Genomic DNA, 15791 nt, shown 5'->3' with positions numbered 1-15791 from the left:
GACGCTTCACAGCTAGAGCAGCCCCAGGCTGGCGGCTGAGTTCACTGCGTGCGCGCGCGTGTGCACCCGCAGCTTGCGGCAGATGTTCTTTATGTGCGCGCACACCGTCCGCGCGCTGATCGACAGCTGGTCGGCGATCTCCTGGCTTTCCTTTCAGAAGATCGGGTGGGCGTTACTTCTTGTCGGCACCCACCGAGCGGGCCGCATGCTTGATGGCCTCGAGCGTACGTGCGGAGGCGTCTGCGGCGGCCTTGGCGGCCGAGCGTGCGGCTTCCTCCGCCTTGTCGAGCGCCTCGCGCGTGGCCTGCGCCGCCTTCTCGGCTTCTTCCTTGCCGGCCTGAGCAGAGCGGCCGACCGACTCTTCGGCCCTGGCCAACGCTTCCCTGGACGCAGCCGCGGCCTTGGCGCTTTCTTCCTGCGCTGCGCGCGCCGCTTCCTTGCTCTCGTCGAGCGCCTTGCTGGCCGAGGCGGCGGTCTTTTCTTCCACCCGCGTCGCGGCTTGCGCGGCTTTGCGCGCGGCCTGGCGGATACCTTCGGCCAGGGCCTTGGATACCTTGCCGGTGGTGACCTTGCTCTTTTCCGCGGCGGCCCTGGCGACATCGGCCGCTTTGCGGGCCGCCTTCTCCGCGTCTCGCGCGGCACGGATGGCGGCATCGCGTGTTTTCTGGACCGCACCTTCCGGCGAGCTCAGTTGCGCGGGCGCTGTGTAGTCCGTGGCGAAGGCGCAGGCACCGAATGCGAGGGCAGTCGACGCCACGAGGGCGCGAAGTGCGATGGATGTCATGTTTATCCAGTCTGTCGAAAATTGGGGGACTGCGAACGGATCAACGGGCAGTTGCAGCACGTACCAGCAGCACCGGCACTGGGCTGCTTCGTGCGACGCGGTCGGCGTCGCTGCCAAGAGCCAACCGACTGAGACCGCGGCGGCCATGGGTGCCCATCACGATCAGGTCGCAGGCGGCCTTGCCGGCTTCCTCGATCACGATGTCGGCGACGCGGCCCTGCGTGATTTCGCGCAGCACGGTTTGCGCTTCCACGCCGGCCTCGGTGGCCTGGGCCAGGGCCCCGGTCAGGACCGATTCGCCGTATTCCCTCATCCTCTGCAGGCCGGCCTCGAAGCTGGAGATCGCCGACATCTCCATCAGCATCGGAAAGTCGTCGATCACGTGGAGCAGCCGCAGCTTGCTCTTGAGTTCACGGGCCAAGCGGACGGCCTCCTGCAGGCCGCGGTCGGCCGTGGGGCTGCCGTCCAGCGGGACCAGTATGTGCTTGTAAACGGACATGGCTTTCTCCTCGGGACCGTTTGAAACGGGCACCTGCCGCCGGCCCGGGCGCGACGGGCAGACGAATTCTTCTGCCGCGCGAGCGCGCCGGTCTTGCGCCACATCAACATCGTTCGAACTCGCCGGCGGCTTGATGCGCGTCAAGGCGCCGCGGCGCGACGCGAAGAGACTGTCGTTTCAGCTCACCCGATCCGCACTGCCGCACAACTGGACATCTGCCATGAATTCACGAATTCTTGTTTCCCTGGACAGCAGCGCCGCCTCGTTGAGAGGACTGGACGAGGCCATCGGCCTGGCCGCGCGCGACGGCTCGGCACTGCGGCTCGTGCACGTCGTCAATGCATCGAGGTACCACGGTGGCGATGGCGGCGGCACGGACCTGATTGCGTGGATGCAGGAGGCCGGCGAGCAGGTCCTGCAGCAGGGCAGGGAGTGCGCGCAGGCTGCAGGCATTGCGGCCGGGACGCTGCCCTTCACCACGCGGATGGCCCATGTCGCCGACATCGACGCCGAACAGGCCGGGGCCTGGGGCGCCGGGCTGATCGTCGCAGGCGCGCAAGGGAATTGCCGGGATTTCGGACGCGCGCTGCAGAGTCGCACGTCGATCCCGGCGCCGTTGGTGCGTGCAGGGCCCAACGGCGAGGCCGGTACTGCGACGGTGGAGACCCGTGTTGCAGTCGCCGCCTGAGTCGCCGCGGGCTCTTGTCGCTTCGAGGAACGATCCCCATGTCAGTCAACCGTCTGCTAGCCCGCCGCGCGGGCATTGACACCTACCAGCAGCCCGTGGTCTACATGCGCAGCGACTGCGATGTCTGCCGAGCCGAGGGCTTTCAGTCCCAGGCGCAAGTCGAGCTAATTTCCTCCAGTGGCCACCACCTGCTTGCGATCCTGCACCAGGTGAGCAGCAGTTGGCTTCGGAACGACGAAATCGCGCTTTCAGAATCCGCCTGGAACCTGATGGGCGCGGCCGAAGGCGACGAACTGGTGGTGCGGCACCCGCCCGTCCTCGATTCGCTGACTCATCTTCGCACCAAGCTTCACGGAGGACGGCTGGACTATGTGGCGCTGCGCGCATTGATGAACGACGTGAGCCGCGGGCGTGTTCCCGACATCCACCTGGCTTCGTTCGTGACGCTTTGCGCCGGCGATGGCCTCGACTTCGACGAGACCGTGGCGCTCACGCGCGCGATGGTCGATGTGGGGGAACGCCTCGACTGGGGAACGTCGCCTGTGGTGGACAAGCATTGCATCGGCGGACTGCCTGGCAATCGGACGACGCTGATCGTGGTGCCCATCGTCGCTGCATGCGGCGTGGTGATGCCCAAGACCTCGTCGCGCGCCATCACCTCGGCAGCCGGAACAGCCGACGTGATGGAGACGCTGGCACCGGTCGACCTGGACATGGCGGCAATGCGCCGTGTCGTCGAGCAAGAAGGAGGCTGCATCGCCTGGGGTAACGCCATGCGCATCAGCCCCGCCGACGACATGTTGATTCGCGTGGAGAGGCCGTTGAGCATCGACAGCGAGGGTCTCATGGTGGCGTCCATCCTGTCCAAGAAGGCCGCCATGGGTTCGCAGCGTGTGTTGATCGACATCCCGGTGGGTGCGTTGACCAAGGTACGCAACCCGGCTGCGGCGGACCGGCTTTCGCGCAGCCTGGTAGCGGTGGGCGCGGCGCTGGGCTTGCAGGTGCAGACAGTATTGACCGATGGGAACCAGCCCGTCGGCCGGGGTGTAGGTCCGGCCCTCGAGGCGATGGACGTGATGGCTGTACTCGAACGCACGGCTGGCGCTCCGCAAGACCTGCGGGAACGCGCACTCGTACTGGCCGGGCTGAGCCTCGAGATGGCGGACAAGGCTGCGCCTGGCATGGGAAGGTCGCTGGCGCGCGAGGTGCTGGACGATGGCCGCGCCCTGGCAAAATTTATCGCAATCTGCGAGGCGCAGGGCGGCTTGCGCGTGCCACCCAAGGCGGCCCACATGCACCGCGTGTGTGCACCCGTGGACGGCGTGGTGTCGGCCATCGACACCCGCCTCGTGGCGCGCACGGCCAAGCTGGCAGGTGCGCCGCGCGATCCGGCCGCGGGCGCCTCGGTGCATGTGCGGGTTCAGGACCGCGTCAAGCGTGGTGATCCTCTCTTCACGCTGCATGCCGAGAGCCTCGGCGAGCTTCAATACGCCTTGAGCTTCGTGCGCTCTCAGCTGCCGATTGTTCGCATCGAGGCTGGCGTCGAAGCGGCGGGTTTGGCGCCCCCCTGAAGCTCCGAGACCGAGCGCCGTGGCCAAGCTGCCTTCAGCGGCGCTGGATCGGCAGCATACGGTCGAGCGTGTTGTCGCGGAGAAAGTAGTGGTGATAGAGAGCGGCGGCAGCATGTGCACCGATCAGGAAATAGCCTATTGTTCCGCCCGCTTCATGGATTTCCTTGCACCAATCGGCGATTGACTTGCTTTCACCAATGATCGAAGGCAAGTGCATACCGAAAAACGGGATCTGCTTGCCCTCGCCGCTCAAAGTCAGCCATCCAAGCAGCGGCATACCGATCATCAGGCCATAGAGCGCATAGTGCATCACCTTCGAAAGGCGGCTTTGCCATCTCGGCGGTGCAGGCTGGATCGGGGGCGTGCGGTCGCCAAGCCTGAGCAGGACGCGGATGGCGACCAACACCAGCACGCCGATGCCCAGCATGAAATGCCAAGTCTTCAACCCTTCGCGAATGTCGCTGCCCTTGGGGAAATTGCCTCGCAGTTCGATGCACGCGTAGACTGCGGCGATCAACATCAACATCAGCCAGTGCATGCCGATGGATGCTGAGCTGTAGCGGTCCTGCGTGCTGCGCCAGTTCATAGGGAGACCCCTTTCAAGTCAGTCGGTTGATCGATCTGTCTATGTCTTGTGCGGCACAGAAGCACCGCTCGGAGCTTTGTTGAAATTGAAACCTTGGACAAGGTCCGAGCGATCTGCCTGCTGCTGCACGTAATCGACATGAATCATCATCACCTGCACGAATGCTTTTTTTAGAAATATTTTCCTCAATAGCGACAACAATTCGCGCCGCATCGTCACTGCGTCCAGCGGCGTCGCCGTTGTTCAAGGGGCTGTTGATCGCGACGATCGCGATCTTGTGTGCGGTCGATTGGAGATTCACTCCTGTGGGAGCCGAAGTCGACGCCTTGGCGGTCGTTTCCCGCAGCATTTGAATCGGCCGCAGGGTCCGCGCTCCAGGCGGACGGCGAAGCGACGACGGCGAGAATGGCAAACGAGCCGGCGACTGCGCGAATGCATTTCATGGAAATTTCTCTAGATGTTCCCAAATGGGTGCCTGTATGGGTCGACGCCTTCGGGAATCTTGATTCCATCGACTACTTCGGCTCAAGTTACCGTGCGCGCTTAAGTGAACCTTGATTTGGCGCAACAGGCGAAGCTTCGGCCCACCGGTCGGCATCACTTCACGATCACAACGGGCTGCTTGGCGTTCGAGAGCACGCGCTGCGCCACGGAGCCGAGCAGCAGATCTGCCACCGCGCTACGGCCCTTCGAGCCCAGCACGATCATGTCGAATTTGCCTGCGTTTGCGCAGTCGATGATTTCTTGAGCCACGTGGCCGGTGCGGATCTCCATGTCGTAGCCAATGCCATCGTCCTTCAGTAGCTTTCGGGCGGACTTGAGCTCCTTCTCGCTGAGTTCTCTCAGATAATCCGCGACTTCCGCTTTGCCAACGAGGGCCCTGGCATGGCGCAGGCCGGTGTCGTCATGCACACTGATCAGGGTGATCTTTTTCGATGCGGTACGCAGGAGGTGCGCAAGCCTGGCGGCGTATTTGACAGCGCGCAGCGAGTTCTTGGATCCATCAATCGCGACAAGTATCTTCATGACTTGGGTTCTCTGGAATTCTGGATTCGCAAAGTCTATGGCGTTCGCGACCGCTCGCGCGACGGTGGCCAGAGCGGCGCTTGATGCAGATCAAGCCAATGATCGAAACGGTCCGGGGTACGCCCACTGCAGCCGCAACTGGTGGATCGAGCGTGACTGGTGTAAGCGCAAACCCGCGCTTACACCGCCTTCGTGTGCTGGACACCGTGCCCACCGGAAATTCCCTGCCACGGCCCGGCACCGTGGTCAGTCAGCGCCTATCAGGACCTTGACATGCGCAGCGGCGCTGCGGGCGAGGGCGCTGAGCGCATAGCCGCCTTCCAGGCACGAGATGACGCGCCCATGGCAATGGTGCTGTGCCACGTCCATGATCTGCCGCGTGACCCAGGCGTAGTCGCGCTCCACCAGGCCGAGGTTGCCCATGTCGTCCTCCCGGTGCCCGTCGAAGCCCGCAGAGATGTAGACAAGCTGCGGCGCGAAGGCTTCGAGCGCGGGCAGCCAGCGCCCGGTGACTGCCGCGCGGAACGCATCGCCGCCCGAGCGCGCGGGCAAGCCCACGTTCACCATGCCCGGGCCGTTGTCATCCTCGCCCGAGAAGGGGTAGATCCCTTTCTCGAAGATGGAGCACATGAGCACGCGATCGTCGCCGCGGAAGATGTCGGCGCTGCCGTTGCCGTGATGGACGTCGAAGTCGATCAACGCCACGCGCTCGAGACCGTGCGCATCCAGCGCATGCCGGATGCCTACCGCCACGTTGTTGAAAAAGCAAAACCCCATGGCTGCATCCCGTGTGGCGTGGTGGCCTGGCGGGCGCACGTTGCAGAAGGCCGTGGGTGCCTTGCCCGCCAGCACCAGGTCGGTTGCCAGCACCGCGGCACCGGCGGCGCGCAGCGCGGCCTGCACGGTGTGCGGGTTCATGAGGGTGTCGGGGTCGACGAAGCGCAGGCCTTCGGCAGGGGCTTCGGCAATGAGTGCACGCACGTACGACATCGTGTGCGCGCGCGCCAGCTGGGTGAGCGTGGCAAGGGGCGCGTCGTACGGCGCCATGTAGTCGAGCAGGCCAGCGATCAGCAGCCGGTCATGGATGGCGGAAAGCCGCTCTGGGCATTCCGGATGGCCCGCGCCCATGTCGTGGCGCGAGCAGTCGGGATGGGTGATGTAGGCGCTGAGCATGCGGGTTCCCCGAAAGACCTGGGCGGTCCGCGCGGGAAGCCCGCTGCCGGCAGCGCCGGTCGGGGCGTGGCTACTGGATCTTCAGAACGTTGTGGGTGCCGTTCGCGCGCTTGGGCAGCGTCAGGCGCAGCACACCGTCCTCGAGCTTCGCCACGGCGTTCTTGTCATCGACTTCGCTGGCCAGTGAGAAGCCGCGCGACACGCTGCCGTGGTAGGTTTCCCGGACGATGGAGCGGCCCTGCTTCTTCTCCTCGTCCTTCTTGATCTCGGCGGAGATCGAGACGTAGCTGCCGTCGACCGACACGCGCACGTCTTCCTTCTTGGCGCCCGGGATCTCGGCGGTGACGAGGTATTCCTTGTCGTTCTCGGTGACGTCGACGCGGATGTCGGCGGGCAACTCGGCTTCGTCGATCAGCTGCATGGGGCGTGCCCAGCGGCGCAGTATGTCGGGAAAGAGGTTTTCGATCCGGTCCAGGCGGGACAGTGCGGTGTTCATGCGCGATGCTCCATGGGTGGTTGAGGAAGCTTCAATTTAGGCGCTCGCATCAGAAGGTTCGTTGCGCTGGATCAAGTTGGCTTTTTGTTGCGGCAGGAAGCTGGTTTGCGACTGGTACAGCCTCGAGGAACAGGTGCGGCGCTGGCAGCAGGCCTCCTCGCTCGGCTGGCGCGACGAAGACATCATGGAGGTTGCCCGGCTACCTCAACGGGCGCTTCTACGGGTTCACGCCGACGAGCACGACGGGCTTGCTGAAGTCTTCAGTTCCAGCACCATCCGCCGCAGACCCGAAGAGGGCGGCTCTGCCGGATCGGCCTTGAAGCCCATCGCGGCCGAGAGCTTCAGCATGCGGGTGTTCTCGCGCAGCACGAGGCCGACCAGCCGCTCGATGCCGCGGCGGCGCGCATGCTCGATCAGGCGTTCGAACAGCAGTGCGCCCAGCCCCTGGCCCTTGAGGTCGGAGCGCACGACGATCGCGAACTCGGCCTCCACGTTGTCGGGGTCGCTCACCGTGCGGGCCACGCCCAGTGTCTCGGCGCCGCCCTGTGCGTCGGTGGCCTCGGCAATGAAGGCCATCTCGCGGTCGTAGTCGATCTGGGTCAGGCGCGCGAGCTCGCTGCGCGGCAGTTCCTTGCGGGTGGAGAAGAAGCGCATGCGGATGTCTTCCGCATCCAGCGACTCGAGAAAGCGCCGGTGCTGTGCCTCGTCCTCGGGCCGGATCGGCCTGACCACGATCGCGCGGCCATTCCAGGTCTGCGCGCGCACCCACTGCGCGGGGTAGGGCAGGATGGCGAAGCGCTCCGCGCCGCCCACCGGCGTGGGCGACAGCCGCACGCGCGCGTCGAGCGCCAGCGCGCCGTTCTCGTCGACCCACAGCGGGTTGATGTCCAGTTCCGCCAGCTGCGGCAGGTCGGCCAGCATCTGCGACACCGCGATGAGCACGTCGTACAGCGCATCGAGCCGAGCCGGCGGATGGTCGCGAAAGCCCGCCAGAAGACGTGCCACGCGCGTGCGCGACACCAGTTCGTGCGCGAGCGCGCGGTTCAGCGGCGGCAGCGCGATGGCCGTGTCGCCGACCACCTCGACCGCCGTGCCGCCCTGGCCGCAGAGGATCACGGGGCCGAAGACGCTGTCTATGCTCGCGCCGACGATGACTTCCTGCGCATGCGGGCGGTGCACTGTGCGTTGCACGGTGAAGCCGTCGATCCGCGCCAGCGGCCTGGCGGTTCGCACGGCGTCGAGCATCTCGCAGGCGGCTTTGCCCAGGGCGGCTTCATCGCACAGCCCGAGCCGCACGCCGCCCACGTCCGACTTGTGGGTGATGTCGCGCGAGAGGATCTTCAGCGCCACCGGGTAACCCAGCCCGCGAGCCGCCTCGATGGCCGCCTCGGCAGTCGCTGCCACTGCCAGCGTGGGCACCGTCTCGATTCCGTAGGCCTGCAGCAGCGACTTTGCCTCCTGTTCACCCAGCCACTCGCGCCCCTCGGCCACGGCGGCAGCGAACGTTGCCCGCACCGATGCGCTGTCGGGCGCGGCGTTGCGGCTGGCGCTCGGCGTCTCCATCAGGGTCTCCTGGTTGCGCCGGTAGGTCTGCAGCATCGCGAAGGCGTGCACTGCCTCTTCCGGCGTGGCGTAGTCGGCGACGCCTGCGTCCTCGAAGAGCTTGCGTGCCTGCGCCACCGCGTTGTCGCCGAGCCAGGTGCTCATCACGCGCGAGGCGTGGCTGCGCACCAGCGGCAGGCAGGCGCGCGCGATGTCCTCGCTGCGCACGATGGCCGTCGGCGCATGCATGAAGAGCACCGCGCCCGCCGATTCGTCGGCCAGCAGGGCTGAGAGTGTCTCGGCATAGCGCTCGACCGGTGCGTCGCCGATGATGTCGATCGGGTTGGCATGCGACCAGTTCGCGGGCAGCACCGCGTCGAGACGGGCCAGCAGCTTCGCAGCCGGGTCGGCGAGCGTGACTCCCTCGCGCGCGGCCGCGTCGGCGGCCATCACGCCGGCACCGCCGCCGTTGGTCATGACCGTGAGCGTGCTGTGCCGGTTGCTGCGAAAGCGCGACAGCGTTTCCGCGGCGATGAAAAGCTCCTGCAAGGTATCGACGCGCAGCATGCCCGCTCGCCGGATGGCCGCGTCGTAGACGATGTCGGAACCCGCCAGCGCGCCCGTGTGCGAGGACGCGGCCTTCATGCCGTTGCCCGCGCGCCCGGCCTTCACCACGATCACCGGCTTGTTGCGCGCGGCCGCCCGTGCGGCTGACATGAACTTGCGCGGCGATTCGATCGCCTCCACGTACAGCAGGATCGACCGTGTGCGCGCATCGCTGGCCAGGTGGTCGAGCAGGTCGCCGAAGTCGACGTCGCAATGGTCGCCCAGCGAGATCAGGTGAGACAGGCCGACGCCGCGGCTGCGCGTCCAGTCGAGCACGGCCGTGACCAGCGCACCCGACTGCGAGACGAAGGCCACGTCGCCCGCCAGCGCATCGGCGTGCGCGAAGCTGGCGTTCAGGCCGATGTGGGGACTGAGCAGCCCGAGGCAGTTGGGGCCGAGCAGGCGCAGCGTGAAAGGGCGCGCCGCCTCCAGCGCGGCCTGCTTCTGCTGCGCGCTCAAACCCGCCGTGACAATCACCACCGCGCGGGTGCCGAGCGCGCCGAGTTCCGCGACCAACGGCGCCACCGTGGCCGGCGGCGTGCAGATCAACGCCAGGTCGGGCGCGGCGGGAAGATGCGCCGCGCTGGAGAAGATGGGCACGCCATCGAGCGAGCCGTGCTTCGGGTTCACGCCGTACACCGGCCCCGCGAAGCTGCCGGCGCGCAGGTTGCGCCAGACCGTGGCGCCAACGCTGCCTGGCCGGTTGGAGGCGCCGAACACGGCAACGGAGGCCGGCGACAGCAGGCGATCGAGATGGCGAATGCTCAAGGGAGGCTCCGAAGTGATCGTCCATGGTGCGGCGCAGCGCCGGCCTTTGGCTTGATGCACGTCAACCCCCCGCCGCGGCGCAGGTGCAAGCTCGGGATTTGAAGGAACCCGCCATGCACGCCCCCCCACCTGGAGCCGTATATGCCGCCGACATTTGATCCATGGCAGGGCCATCGAGGTGCAGGGGCGGGACGACGACACGCTGCGCCTGGCCGGCGCTGCGGGGGGGCCGGCAATCAGCGTGGTGCCGCTGGCCGTCAGCACGGTGCTCGAGGAAGAGGCCGGCCTGTTCGACTTTCAGCTGGTGCAGCAGGGGCCGCACGATCTGCTGCTCAAGACTCGGGGGCAGGGCGCACAGGCCGGACGGACCCTGCACAAGGCGCGCACCGTGCTCGCGGCATTCCTCGAGGCGCAGGGCGCGCGAGGCATCCATATCCCATTGCCATGGCGGCGAAAGTGCGCATTGCGGGCGCAGCGGCAAGACCCGGCGAGTGATCTCGCAGGTGAATGGCCAGAGGCTGGCGTGTTGACCTGCATCAAAGCCCGGAGCCAGTGCAGTCCGCAGAATCGTCCGCACTATTCACGAGGTACGAATGCAAACCCTGCTTTATTCCGGCGCTCTCGATCTTCCCTGGTGGGGCGCTGTGCTGGTCGCGCTGGTGCTCACGCACGTCACCATCGCTTCGGTGACCATCTTCCTGCACCGCCACCAGGCGCATCGCGCGCTCGACCTGCACCCGGCGGTGAGCCATTTCTTCCGCTTCTGGTTATGGTTGACCACCGGCATGGTGACCAAGCAGTGGGCCGCAGTGCACCGCAAGCACCACGCCAAGTGCGAAACACCCGAAGACCCGCACAGCCCGCAGGTGTACGGGCTCAACAGGGTGCTCTGGGGCGGCGTGTTCCTCTACGTGCGTGAAGCGGGGCATGCGGAAACCCTCGAGCGCTACGGCCACGGCACGCCCGACGACTGGCTGGAGCGCAATCTCTACTCGAAGCACAAGATCCTCGGCATCGTGCTGATGGGTATCGTGGATATGGTGCTCTTCGGCGTCGTGCCGGGCAGCCTGATACTGCTCACGCAGATCGCGTGGATTCCATTCTGGGCGGCCGGCGTGGTCAACGGCATTGGCCACTACTGGGGTTACCGCAACTGGCCCGCCCGTGACGCCAGCACGAACATCTTTCCGATCGGCATCCTGATCGGCGGGGAAGAGCTGCACAACAACCATCACGCCTTTCCCAGCTCGGCCAAGCTCTCCAGCAAGTGGTTCGAGTTCGACATCGGCTGGCTCTACATCCGCACGTTGCAGGCCCTGGGGCTCGCGACGGTGAAGCACGTGGCGCCGACGCCGCGCCTCGTTGCGCCCAAGGCGAATGTCGATCTCGCCACGGTGCAGGCAGTCATCCGCTGCCATTACGACGTGCTGTCGAACTACACGCGCTCGCTGAAGAAGGCCTGCGTCGCGGAACTCGACCGGCTGCGTCGCATGTCGCCGGAAGCCGCACGCGCCCTCAAGGCGGTGAAACCATTGCTGGGCAAGGACCAGGGCCTGCTCGGCCCGTCGCGTTACCAGCAGGTGTTGCAGGCATTGAATGCATCGCAGGCGCTGGCTACGATGTACGCGATGCGCGGGGAACTGACCGCCTTATGGAGCCGTTCCACGGCCACCGGCGAGCAGCTCGCCCGGCAGTTGCAGGACTGGTGCCAGCGCGCCGAGGCGAGCGGCATCGCGCCGCTGGCCGATTTTTCGCGGCGCCTGCGTTCCTACGCCTGAACGGCCGAGCGTCCAGGAGATGCGAATGAAGCTTGCACCGGTTATTTCCGCTTCGTACGTTGCACTGGCGCTGACCGGCTGCGGCAGCTTTCCCGGGCGCACACCAGCCGGCAGCATGCTCACCGGATCTCTCGCGGGTACGGCGCCCGGCAGTGTGGCGGCCAGGGCGATGGACGACAACGACCGCCGCCGCGCGGCGAGTGCATTGGAAACGCTGGCGAACGGCGAGTCCTCTGTCTGGCGCAATCGCGAGACGGGCGACAGCTTCGTTTTCACGCCCACGCGCAGCTTCGACCAGCGCGGCGCCCGGTGCCGCAACTTCAAGCTGGAAGTGTCGGTCGGCGGGCGGTCCGACAGCATCGGCGGCAGCGCATGCCGGCAGGCCGATGGGGCCTGGCGCATCCCGGGCTGAGGCACGGTGACAGAGGCCGAGCCTGGTCCGGCGATTCGATGTCTGCAACAGCGACGCCGACGGCCTCTGCGCAGTCGTGCAATGGCGGTTGCACGAGCCCGGACCGGCTGAGTTCGTGACGGGGCTCAAGCGCGACATCGCGCTGCCCGGCCGCGTCGAGGAGGCGCTGCAGCGCGCCGCCCAATGCGGCTCGGAAGGCGGCACGTGCGCACAAGGAGGAGACCAGCGCGCGAAGCCCTTGTCCGTCTCTGGAAAGCCGCCGGATGAGGTTTTGGCGGGCGCCGCCGCTCAGTGCGCCATCCAGACCGGGACCGTGGCCGACTCCAGCATCGTGCGGGTGGCGCCTCCGAGCACGAGTTCGCGCGCACGGCTGTGGCCATAGCCGCCCATGACGATCAGTCCGGCGCCGATCTTCCCCGCCAGCGACAGCAGCGCTTGGCCGGCGTGCCTGCTGTCTTCCAGGGCCCGGTGCTCCTGCACCTGCCCAATGCCGTGCAGGCGCAGGTAATCCCGCAGCCGGGACATCGGCGGCACGGGGTCTTCGCTGTCTGCGCAGGCCTCCAGGTGGACCTCCTTCGCCGCCTGCAGCATGGGCAGGGCAGTGGTGAGTGCGTGGGCGGACTCGCGTGTCGAACGCCAGGCGACCAACACCTTCTCCGGCTTCGGGGACACCCTGCCGGCAAAAGGAACGATCAATGCAGGCTTGCCGCTGCCGAGCATGACTGCCTCGACGAAGTCGCCGGGCACATCGAAACCGGCCACGTCCCGCGGGTTGCGCTGCCCCAGCACCATGAGGTCGCAGGTGAGCGCGCGCTGGATGAAGCTCTCGACGACGGGTTCGCCGCGCAGTTCGCGCCAGTCGCTACGGTTGGCATGGTCTTGCAGAAGGCGCTCGAACACGGCTGCGGCATGGGCGCGGTGATCGGGATCGACCTCTCCGGCCATCGGCATTGACGGAATCCCACCCATCAGCGGTAGCACCGCCAGCACGGACGGGGACACCGCGAAGAGCGCGGTCAATGCCGACTCGTGCATGGCCGCGAGCCGGTGCGCGAGCCGCAGCCGCACCTCGGCACGTTCGGTGCCATCCAGGTGGACGAGGATTGAGCGCAGCGTGTTCATTTCAGGAACGGATGTGGTGAATGAGGAGAACTCTAGAAGTCCGCCGGGCCCGGCGTCTTGCGCTGGATCAAGGCGCAGCGAGGGCATCTCGGCATGCGCAACTCGCACCTGCTGTCGATTGCGCCTGCCGGCACCATCAGCCTTGCCCTTTCGGACAACGCGAGCCACAGCATCGAGCCGGCCTACGCCTGGACCTTCACGCGACGCAAGCGACTGCCGGAGGGCGGGGTGAAGGAGTACGTGGTCGAGGACCCTGCGCTCAGGCTGTACCGTGGCCCGCAGGCGGCGCCCGGGCTCGCGTTCGTATGAAGCGGCTCACCCCTTGAGCCAGACCGCGACGGCGCATGCGCAGGCCAGGCTTGCCACCAGTGCCGCCGCCACGCGCAGCGCATAAGCCCTGCCGCCGGCAGCCAGGGCCACCATGCAGCGTGTGAGCGTGTTGGTTCCGACCGCCACGAGCACGCCGCGGACGAACTGATCCGCGGACAAGGTGCCGGCCGCGTGCAGCGAGGCGAGCGAGGCCACGGGCGCGTGCGCGTCGACCAGCGCCGCGAGCGCGATGCCGACCTGCAGGCCGGTGTCGCCGAAGTGCCGCTGCGCCGTGCCCACCAGCAGCGCAACCAGCGCCAGTGCGAGCGCGACGGTGAACGCTTCGCGCGGGCGCAGCGCGGTGCGCGTGCTGGCGGGCGCCTCGATCGCCGCTGATGGCCGGGAAGACAGAAGCGGCAGCAGGCCCACGACCGCCGCGCCTGCCGCGCCGGCAAGTGCCACCGGCAACAGCGCGAGCCCGGCCGGCGGCGACAAGGCGGTGGTCATTGCCAGCGCAAGCACCCAGGTGGCCACCGCAGACAAGGCCGCAGCACCGGCCAGCAGGCCGGTGTGCAGTGGCTGTTCGCGCGCACGGTTGCCGAACGAGGCCACGGTGGCCGTGCTCGACACGAACCCTGATGCAAAGCCCGCGCCCAGCAGGCCGCCGCGCACGCCGAGCCATCGCACCGCCGCCTGTCCCGCGGCCTGTATCGCCATGATCAGAAGCACCATGGAGGCCAGCGGCCGGGGATTGATGCCGCCGAGCATCTCGATGGGCCTGGAAGAAATGAGCGGCAGCGCGATGAGGGCGAGCGCTGCCAGCAGGATGCCGTCGTGCAGTTCCTGCTCGCTGAGCAACTCGGTTGCAAAGCGATGCAGCCTGCGGCGCGCCGCCAGCAGCAGTGCCAGGCCGGTCCCGCAGGCCGCGCCAAGCGATGGCTCGATGATGCACAGCACGCCGACCAGGTAAGTAGCGAACAGGGCGATCTCGGTGGTCATGCCCGGATCTTGCGAGCGGCTCTTCCAGTGCGACACAGCCGCCAGCGTGGCGACGAGCGCTCCCCCGATGGGAACAAGCGCCGGGACGGGAAGAATCTGCGCGACAGCACCCGCCAGCGCCACGACGGCGAAGGTGCGCAGCCCCGCGGCCGCGCGCCGGTCGCCGTCGCCCTTTCGGCGTTCGCGTTCGATGCCGACCATCATGCCGATGCCCAGCGCCACGGCCAATCCGACGATCGCAGCCGATGGGCTGAAGGTGTTCATGCATTCAGTGTCCTCCGGCGTGGCGGCGCGTCAAGGCATCTGCACGGCGACGCAGGCATTCCTTGCGCTATCTCAAGGGGCGCGCGAACGGGGACGCATAACGTGGTGGCATGAAAGCACTCGTATACAGGGGCCCCGGCCTCAAATCGCTCGAAGACCATCCCAAGCCGGAGATCCAGGCGCCGGGCGACGCCATCGTCAAGATACTCAAGACGACCATCTGCGGCACCGACCTGCACATCCTCAAGGGCGATGTGCCGACCTGCACGCCGGGCCGCATCCTCGGGCACGAGGGTGTGGGCGTGATCGAGAGCGTCGGCGCCGGCGTCACGGCCTTCAGGGCTGGCGACCATGTGCTGATCTCGTGCATCTCTTCGTGCGGCAAGTGCGAGAACTGCCGCCGCGGCATGTATTCGCATTGCGCCACCGGTGGCTGGATTCTCGGCAACACCATCGACGGCACGCAGGCCGAGTACGTGCGCATTCCGCATGCGGACACCAGCCTGTATCCCGTTCCGCCTGGCTCGGACGAAGAGGCGCTGGTGATGCTCAGCGACATCCTGCCGACCGGTTTCGAGTGCGGCGTGCTCAACGGCAAGGTCGCGCCCGGCAGCACGGTGGCCATCGTGGGCGCCGGGCCGATCGGCCTGGCCACGCTGCTCACGGCCCAGTTCTATTCGCCGTCGCAGATCATCCTGATCGACCTGGACGACGGCCGGCTGGAGGTTGCGCGCCGCTTCGGCGCGACGCACACGATCAACAGCACCGACGGCAAGGCGGCCGAGGCGGTGCTCGCGCTGACCGGCGGGCGCGGCGTCGACGTGTCGATCGAGGCGGTCGGCATACCGGCCACCTTCGTGCTGTGCCAGGACATCGTGGCGCCCGGCGGCACCATCGCGAACATCGGCGTTCACGGGCACCCGGCCGAGCTTCATCTGGAGCGGCTGTGGTCGCAGAACATCGCGATCACCACGCGGCTGGTCGACACCGTGTCCACGCCGATGCTGCTGAAGACGGTGCAGTCCCACAAGGTGGACCCGGCCCGGCTGATCACGCACCGCTTCACGCTGGACCAGGTGCTGGATGCCTACGACACCTTCGGGCGCGCCGCCGAGACGCATGCGCTCAAAGTGATCATCGAAGCGTAGGGCCCTTGCGCCTGCCGGAC

The 15791-nt window shown here is 67.0% G+C and carries 15 protein-coding genes and 2 pseudogenes; 6 read left to right on the top strand and 11 right to left on the bottom strand.

What is annotated here, in order from left to right; all coding sequences use genetic code 11:
• Positions 1–12: 12 nt before the first annotated feature.
• From PMI12_RS27900 to PMI12_RS00410, 3 genes and pseudogenes are all read right to left on the bottom strand, one after another.
• Positions 13–141, bottom strand: a pseudogene (locus PMI12_RS27900) (LuxR C-terminal-related transcriptional regulator); the annotation flags it as partial.
• 31 nt (positions 142–172) lie between these two features.
• Positions 173–784 (bottom strand): hypothetical protein, encoded by a 612-nt coding sequence (locus tag PMI12_RS00415; protein ID WP_007827771.1) that lies wholly within the window; start codon positions 782–784, stop codon positions 173–175.
• Between the two features lie 40 nt (positions 785–824).
• Positions 825–1283: a universal stress protein gene (locus PMI12_RS00410; RefSeq protein ID WP_007827769.1), complete on the bottom strand. Its 459-nt coding sequence runs from the start codon at positions 1281–1283 to the stop codon at positions 825–827.
• Between the two features lie 220 nt (positions 1284–1503).
• Between PMI12_RS00410 and PMI12_RS00405 the strand changes: the two genes are divergently transcribed.
• Both PMI12_RS00405 and PMI12_RS00400 read left to right on the top strand, forming a co-directional pair.
• Positions 1504–1971, top strand: coding sequence for a universal stress protein (locus PMI12_RS00405; RefSeq protein WP_007827768.1), 468 nt, complete (start codon positions 1504–1506; stop codon positions 1969–1971).
• Between the two features lie 38 nt (positions 1972–2009).
• A complete protein-coding gene (locus tag PMI12_RS00400) occupies positions 2010–3542 on the top strand; it encodes a thymidine phosphorylase family protein (RefSeq protein ID WP_007827765.1) in 1533 nt (510 codons plus the stop codon).
• A 34-nt stretch (positions 3543–3576) separates the two neighbouring features.
• Here the strand turns inward: PMI12_RS00400 and PMI12_RS00395 are convergent, their stop codons facing one another.
• From PMI12_RS00395 to PMI12_RS00375, 6 genes are all read right to left on the bottom strand, one after another.
• Positions 3577–4128: a cytochrome b gene (locus PMI12_RS00395; protein WP_007827762.1), complete on the bottom strand. Its 552-nt coding sequence runs from the start codon at positions 4126–4128 to the stop codon at positions 3577–3579.
• A 13-nt stretch (positions 4129–4141) separates the two neighbouring features.
• The gene (locus PMI12_RS29075) at positions 4142–4429 is read right to left on the bottom strand and encodes a hypothetical protein (RefSeq protein ID WP_162130812.1); all 288 of its coding nucleotides are present in this window, start codon (positions 4427–4429) and stop codon (positions 4142–4144) included.
• Positions 4430–4725: 296 nt separating this feature from the next.
• Positions 4726–5154, bottom strand: coding sequence for a universal stress protein (locus PMI12_RS00390; protein ID WP_007827760.1), 429 nt, complete (start codon positions 5152–5154; stop codon positions 4726–4728).
• 246 nt (positions 5155–5400) lie between these two features.
• Positions 5401–6327 (bottom strand): histone deacetylase family protein, encoded by a 927-nt coding sequence (locus tag PMI12_RS00385; protein WP_007827758.1) that lies wholly within the window; start codon positions 6325–6327, stop codon positions 5401–5403.
• Between the two features lie 70 nt (positions 6328–6397).
• A complete protein-coding gene (locus PMI12_RS00380; RefSeq protein ID WP_007827756.1) occupies positions 6398–6823 on the bottom strand; it encodes an Hsp20/alpha crystallin family protein in 426 nt (141 codons plus the stop codon).
• Between the two features lie 225 nt (positions 6824–7048).
• The gene (locus PMI12_RS00375; protein WP_007827754.1) at positions 7049–9739 is read right to left on the bottom strand and encodes a bifunctional acetate--CoA ligase family protein/GNAT family N-acetyltransferase; all 2691 of its coding nucleotides are present in this window, start codon (positions 9737–9739) and stop codon (positions 7049–7051) included.
• 593 nt (positions 9740–10332) lie between these two features.
• On the opposite strand from PMI12_RS00375, the gene PMI12_RS00365 reads away from it, so the two are divergent.
• Positions 10333–11517, top strand: a complete 1185-nt coding sequence (locus PMI12_RS00365) for a DesA family fatty acid desaturase (RefSeq protein WP_007827753.1) — start codon at positions 10333–10335, stop codon at positions 11515–11517.
• Positions 11518–11542: 25 nt separating this feature from the next.
• Positions 11543–11929, top strand: a complete 387-nt coding sequence (locus PMI12_RS00360; protein WP_007827752.1) for an RT0821/Lpp0805 family surface protein — start codon at positions 11543–11545, stop codon at positions 11927–11929.
• Positions 11930–12217: 288 nt separating this feature from the next.
• Here PMI12_RS00360 and PMI12_RS00355 read toward each other — a convergent pair whose 3' ends face one another.
• Positions 12218–13051: a universal stress protein gene (locus PMI12_RS00355; RefSeq protein ID WP_007827751.1), complete on the bottom strand. Its 834-nt coding sequence runs from the start codon at positions 13049–13051 to the stop codon at positions 12218–12220.
• Positions 13052–13141: 90 nt separating this feature from the next.
• Between PMI12_RS00355 and PMI12_RS00350 the strand changes: the two are divergent.
• Positions 13142–13324: pseudogene (locus tag PMI12_RS00350) on the top strand (hypothetical protein); the annotation flags it as partial.
• Positions 13325–13366: 42 nt separating this feature from the next.
• Here PMI12_RS00350 and PMI12_RS00345 read toward each other — a convergent pair.
• Positions 13367–14623, bottom strand: a complete 1257-nt coding sequence (locus tag PMI12_RS00345; protein ID WP_007827749.1) for an MgtC/SapB family protein — start codon at positions 14621–14623, stop codon at positions 13367–13369.
• 110 nt (positions 14624–14733) lie between these two features.
• On the opposite strand from PMI12_RS00345, the gene PMI12_RS00340 reads away from it, so the two are divergent.
• Positions 14734–15771 (top strand): zinc-dependent alcohol dehydrogenase family protein, encoded by a 1038-nt coding sequence (locus tag PMI12_RS00340; RefSeq protein ID WP_007827748.1) that lies wholly within the window; start codon positions 14734–14736, stop codon positions 15769–15771.
• Positions 15772–15791: the final 20 nt, after the last annotated feature.

Origin of the sequence: Variovorax sp. CF313, from assembly GCF_000282635.1 — a bacterium.
In the GTDB taxonomy this organism is placed as follows: domain Bacteria; phylum Pseudomonadota; class Gammaproteobacteria; order Burkholderiales; family Burkholderiaceae_C; genus Variovorax.
Note: the sequence above shows the minus strand (reverse complement) of the source record. Positions and strands in the feature narration are given on the sequence as shown.

What these genes read in the sequence shown, in the direction of transcription:
- PMI12_RS00385 (WP_007827758.1), bottom strand. Translation starts at nt 6,327, where the DNA reads ATGCTCAGCGCCTACATCACCCATCCCGACTGCTCGCGCCACGACATG.
- PMI12_RS00380 (WP_007827756.1), bottom strand. Translation starts at nt 6,823, where the DNA reads ATGAACACCGCACTGTCCCGCCTGGACCGGATCGAAAACCTCTTTCCC.
- PMI12_RS00345 (WP_007827749.1), bottom strand. Translation starts at nt 14,623, where the DNA reads ATGAACACCTTCAGCCCATCGGCTGCGATCGTCGGATTGGCCGTGGCG.
- PMI12_RS00355 (WP_007827751.1), bottom strand. Translation starts at nt 13,051, where the DNA reads ATGAACACGCTGCGCTCAATCCTCGTCCACCTGGATGGCACCGAACGT.
- PMI12_RS00360 (WP_007827752.1), top strand. Translation starts at nt 11,543, where the DNA reads ATGAAGCTTGCACCGGTTATTTCCGCTTCGTACGTTGCACTGGCGCTG.
- PMI12_RS00415 (WP_007827771.1), bottom strand. Translation starts at nt 784, where the DNA reads ATGACATCCATCGCACTTCGCGCCCTCGTGGCGTCGACTGCCCTCGCA.
- PMI12_RS00340 (WP_007827748.1), top strand. Translation starts at nt 14,734, where the DNA reads ATGAAAGCACTCGTATACAGGGGCCCCGGCCTCAAATCGCTCGAAGAC.
- PMI12_RS00365 (WP_007827753.1), top strand. Translation starts at nt 10,333, where the DNA reads ATGCAAACCCTGCTTTATTCCGGCGCTCTCGATCTTCCCTGGTGGGGC.
- PMI12_RS00405 (WP_007827768.1), top strand. Translation starts at nt 1,504, where the DNA reads ATGAATTCACGAATTCTTGTTTCCCTGGACAGCAGCGCCGCCTCGTTG.
- PMI12_RS00390 (WP_007827760.1), bottom strand. Translation starts at nt 5,154, where the DNA reads ATGAAGATACTTGTCGCGATTGATGGATCCAAGAACTCGCTGCGCGCT.
- PMI12_RS00400 (WP_007827765.1), top strand. Translation starts at nt 2,010, where the DNA reads ATGTCAGTCAACCGTCTGCTAGCCCGCCGCGCGGGCATTGACACCTAC.
- PMI12_RS00395 (WP_007827762.1), bottom strand. Translation starts at nt 4,128, where the DNA reads ATGAACTGGCGCAGCACGCAGGACCGCTACAGCTCAGCATCCATCGGC.
- PMI12_RS00410 (WP_007827769.1), bottom strand. Translation starts at nt 1,283, where the DNA reads ATGTCCGTTTACAAGCACATACTGGTCCCGCTGGACGGCAGCCCCACG.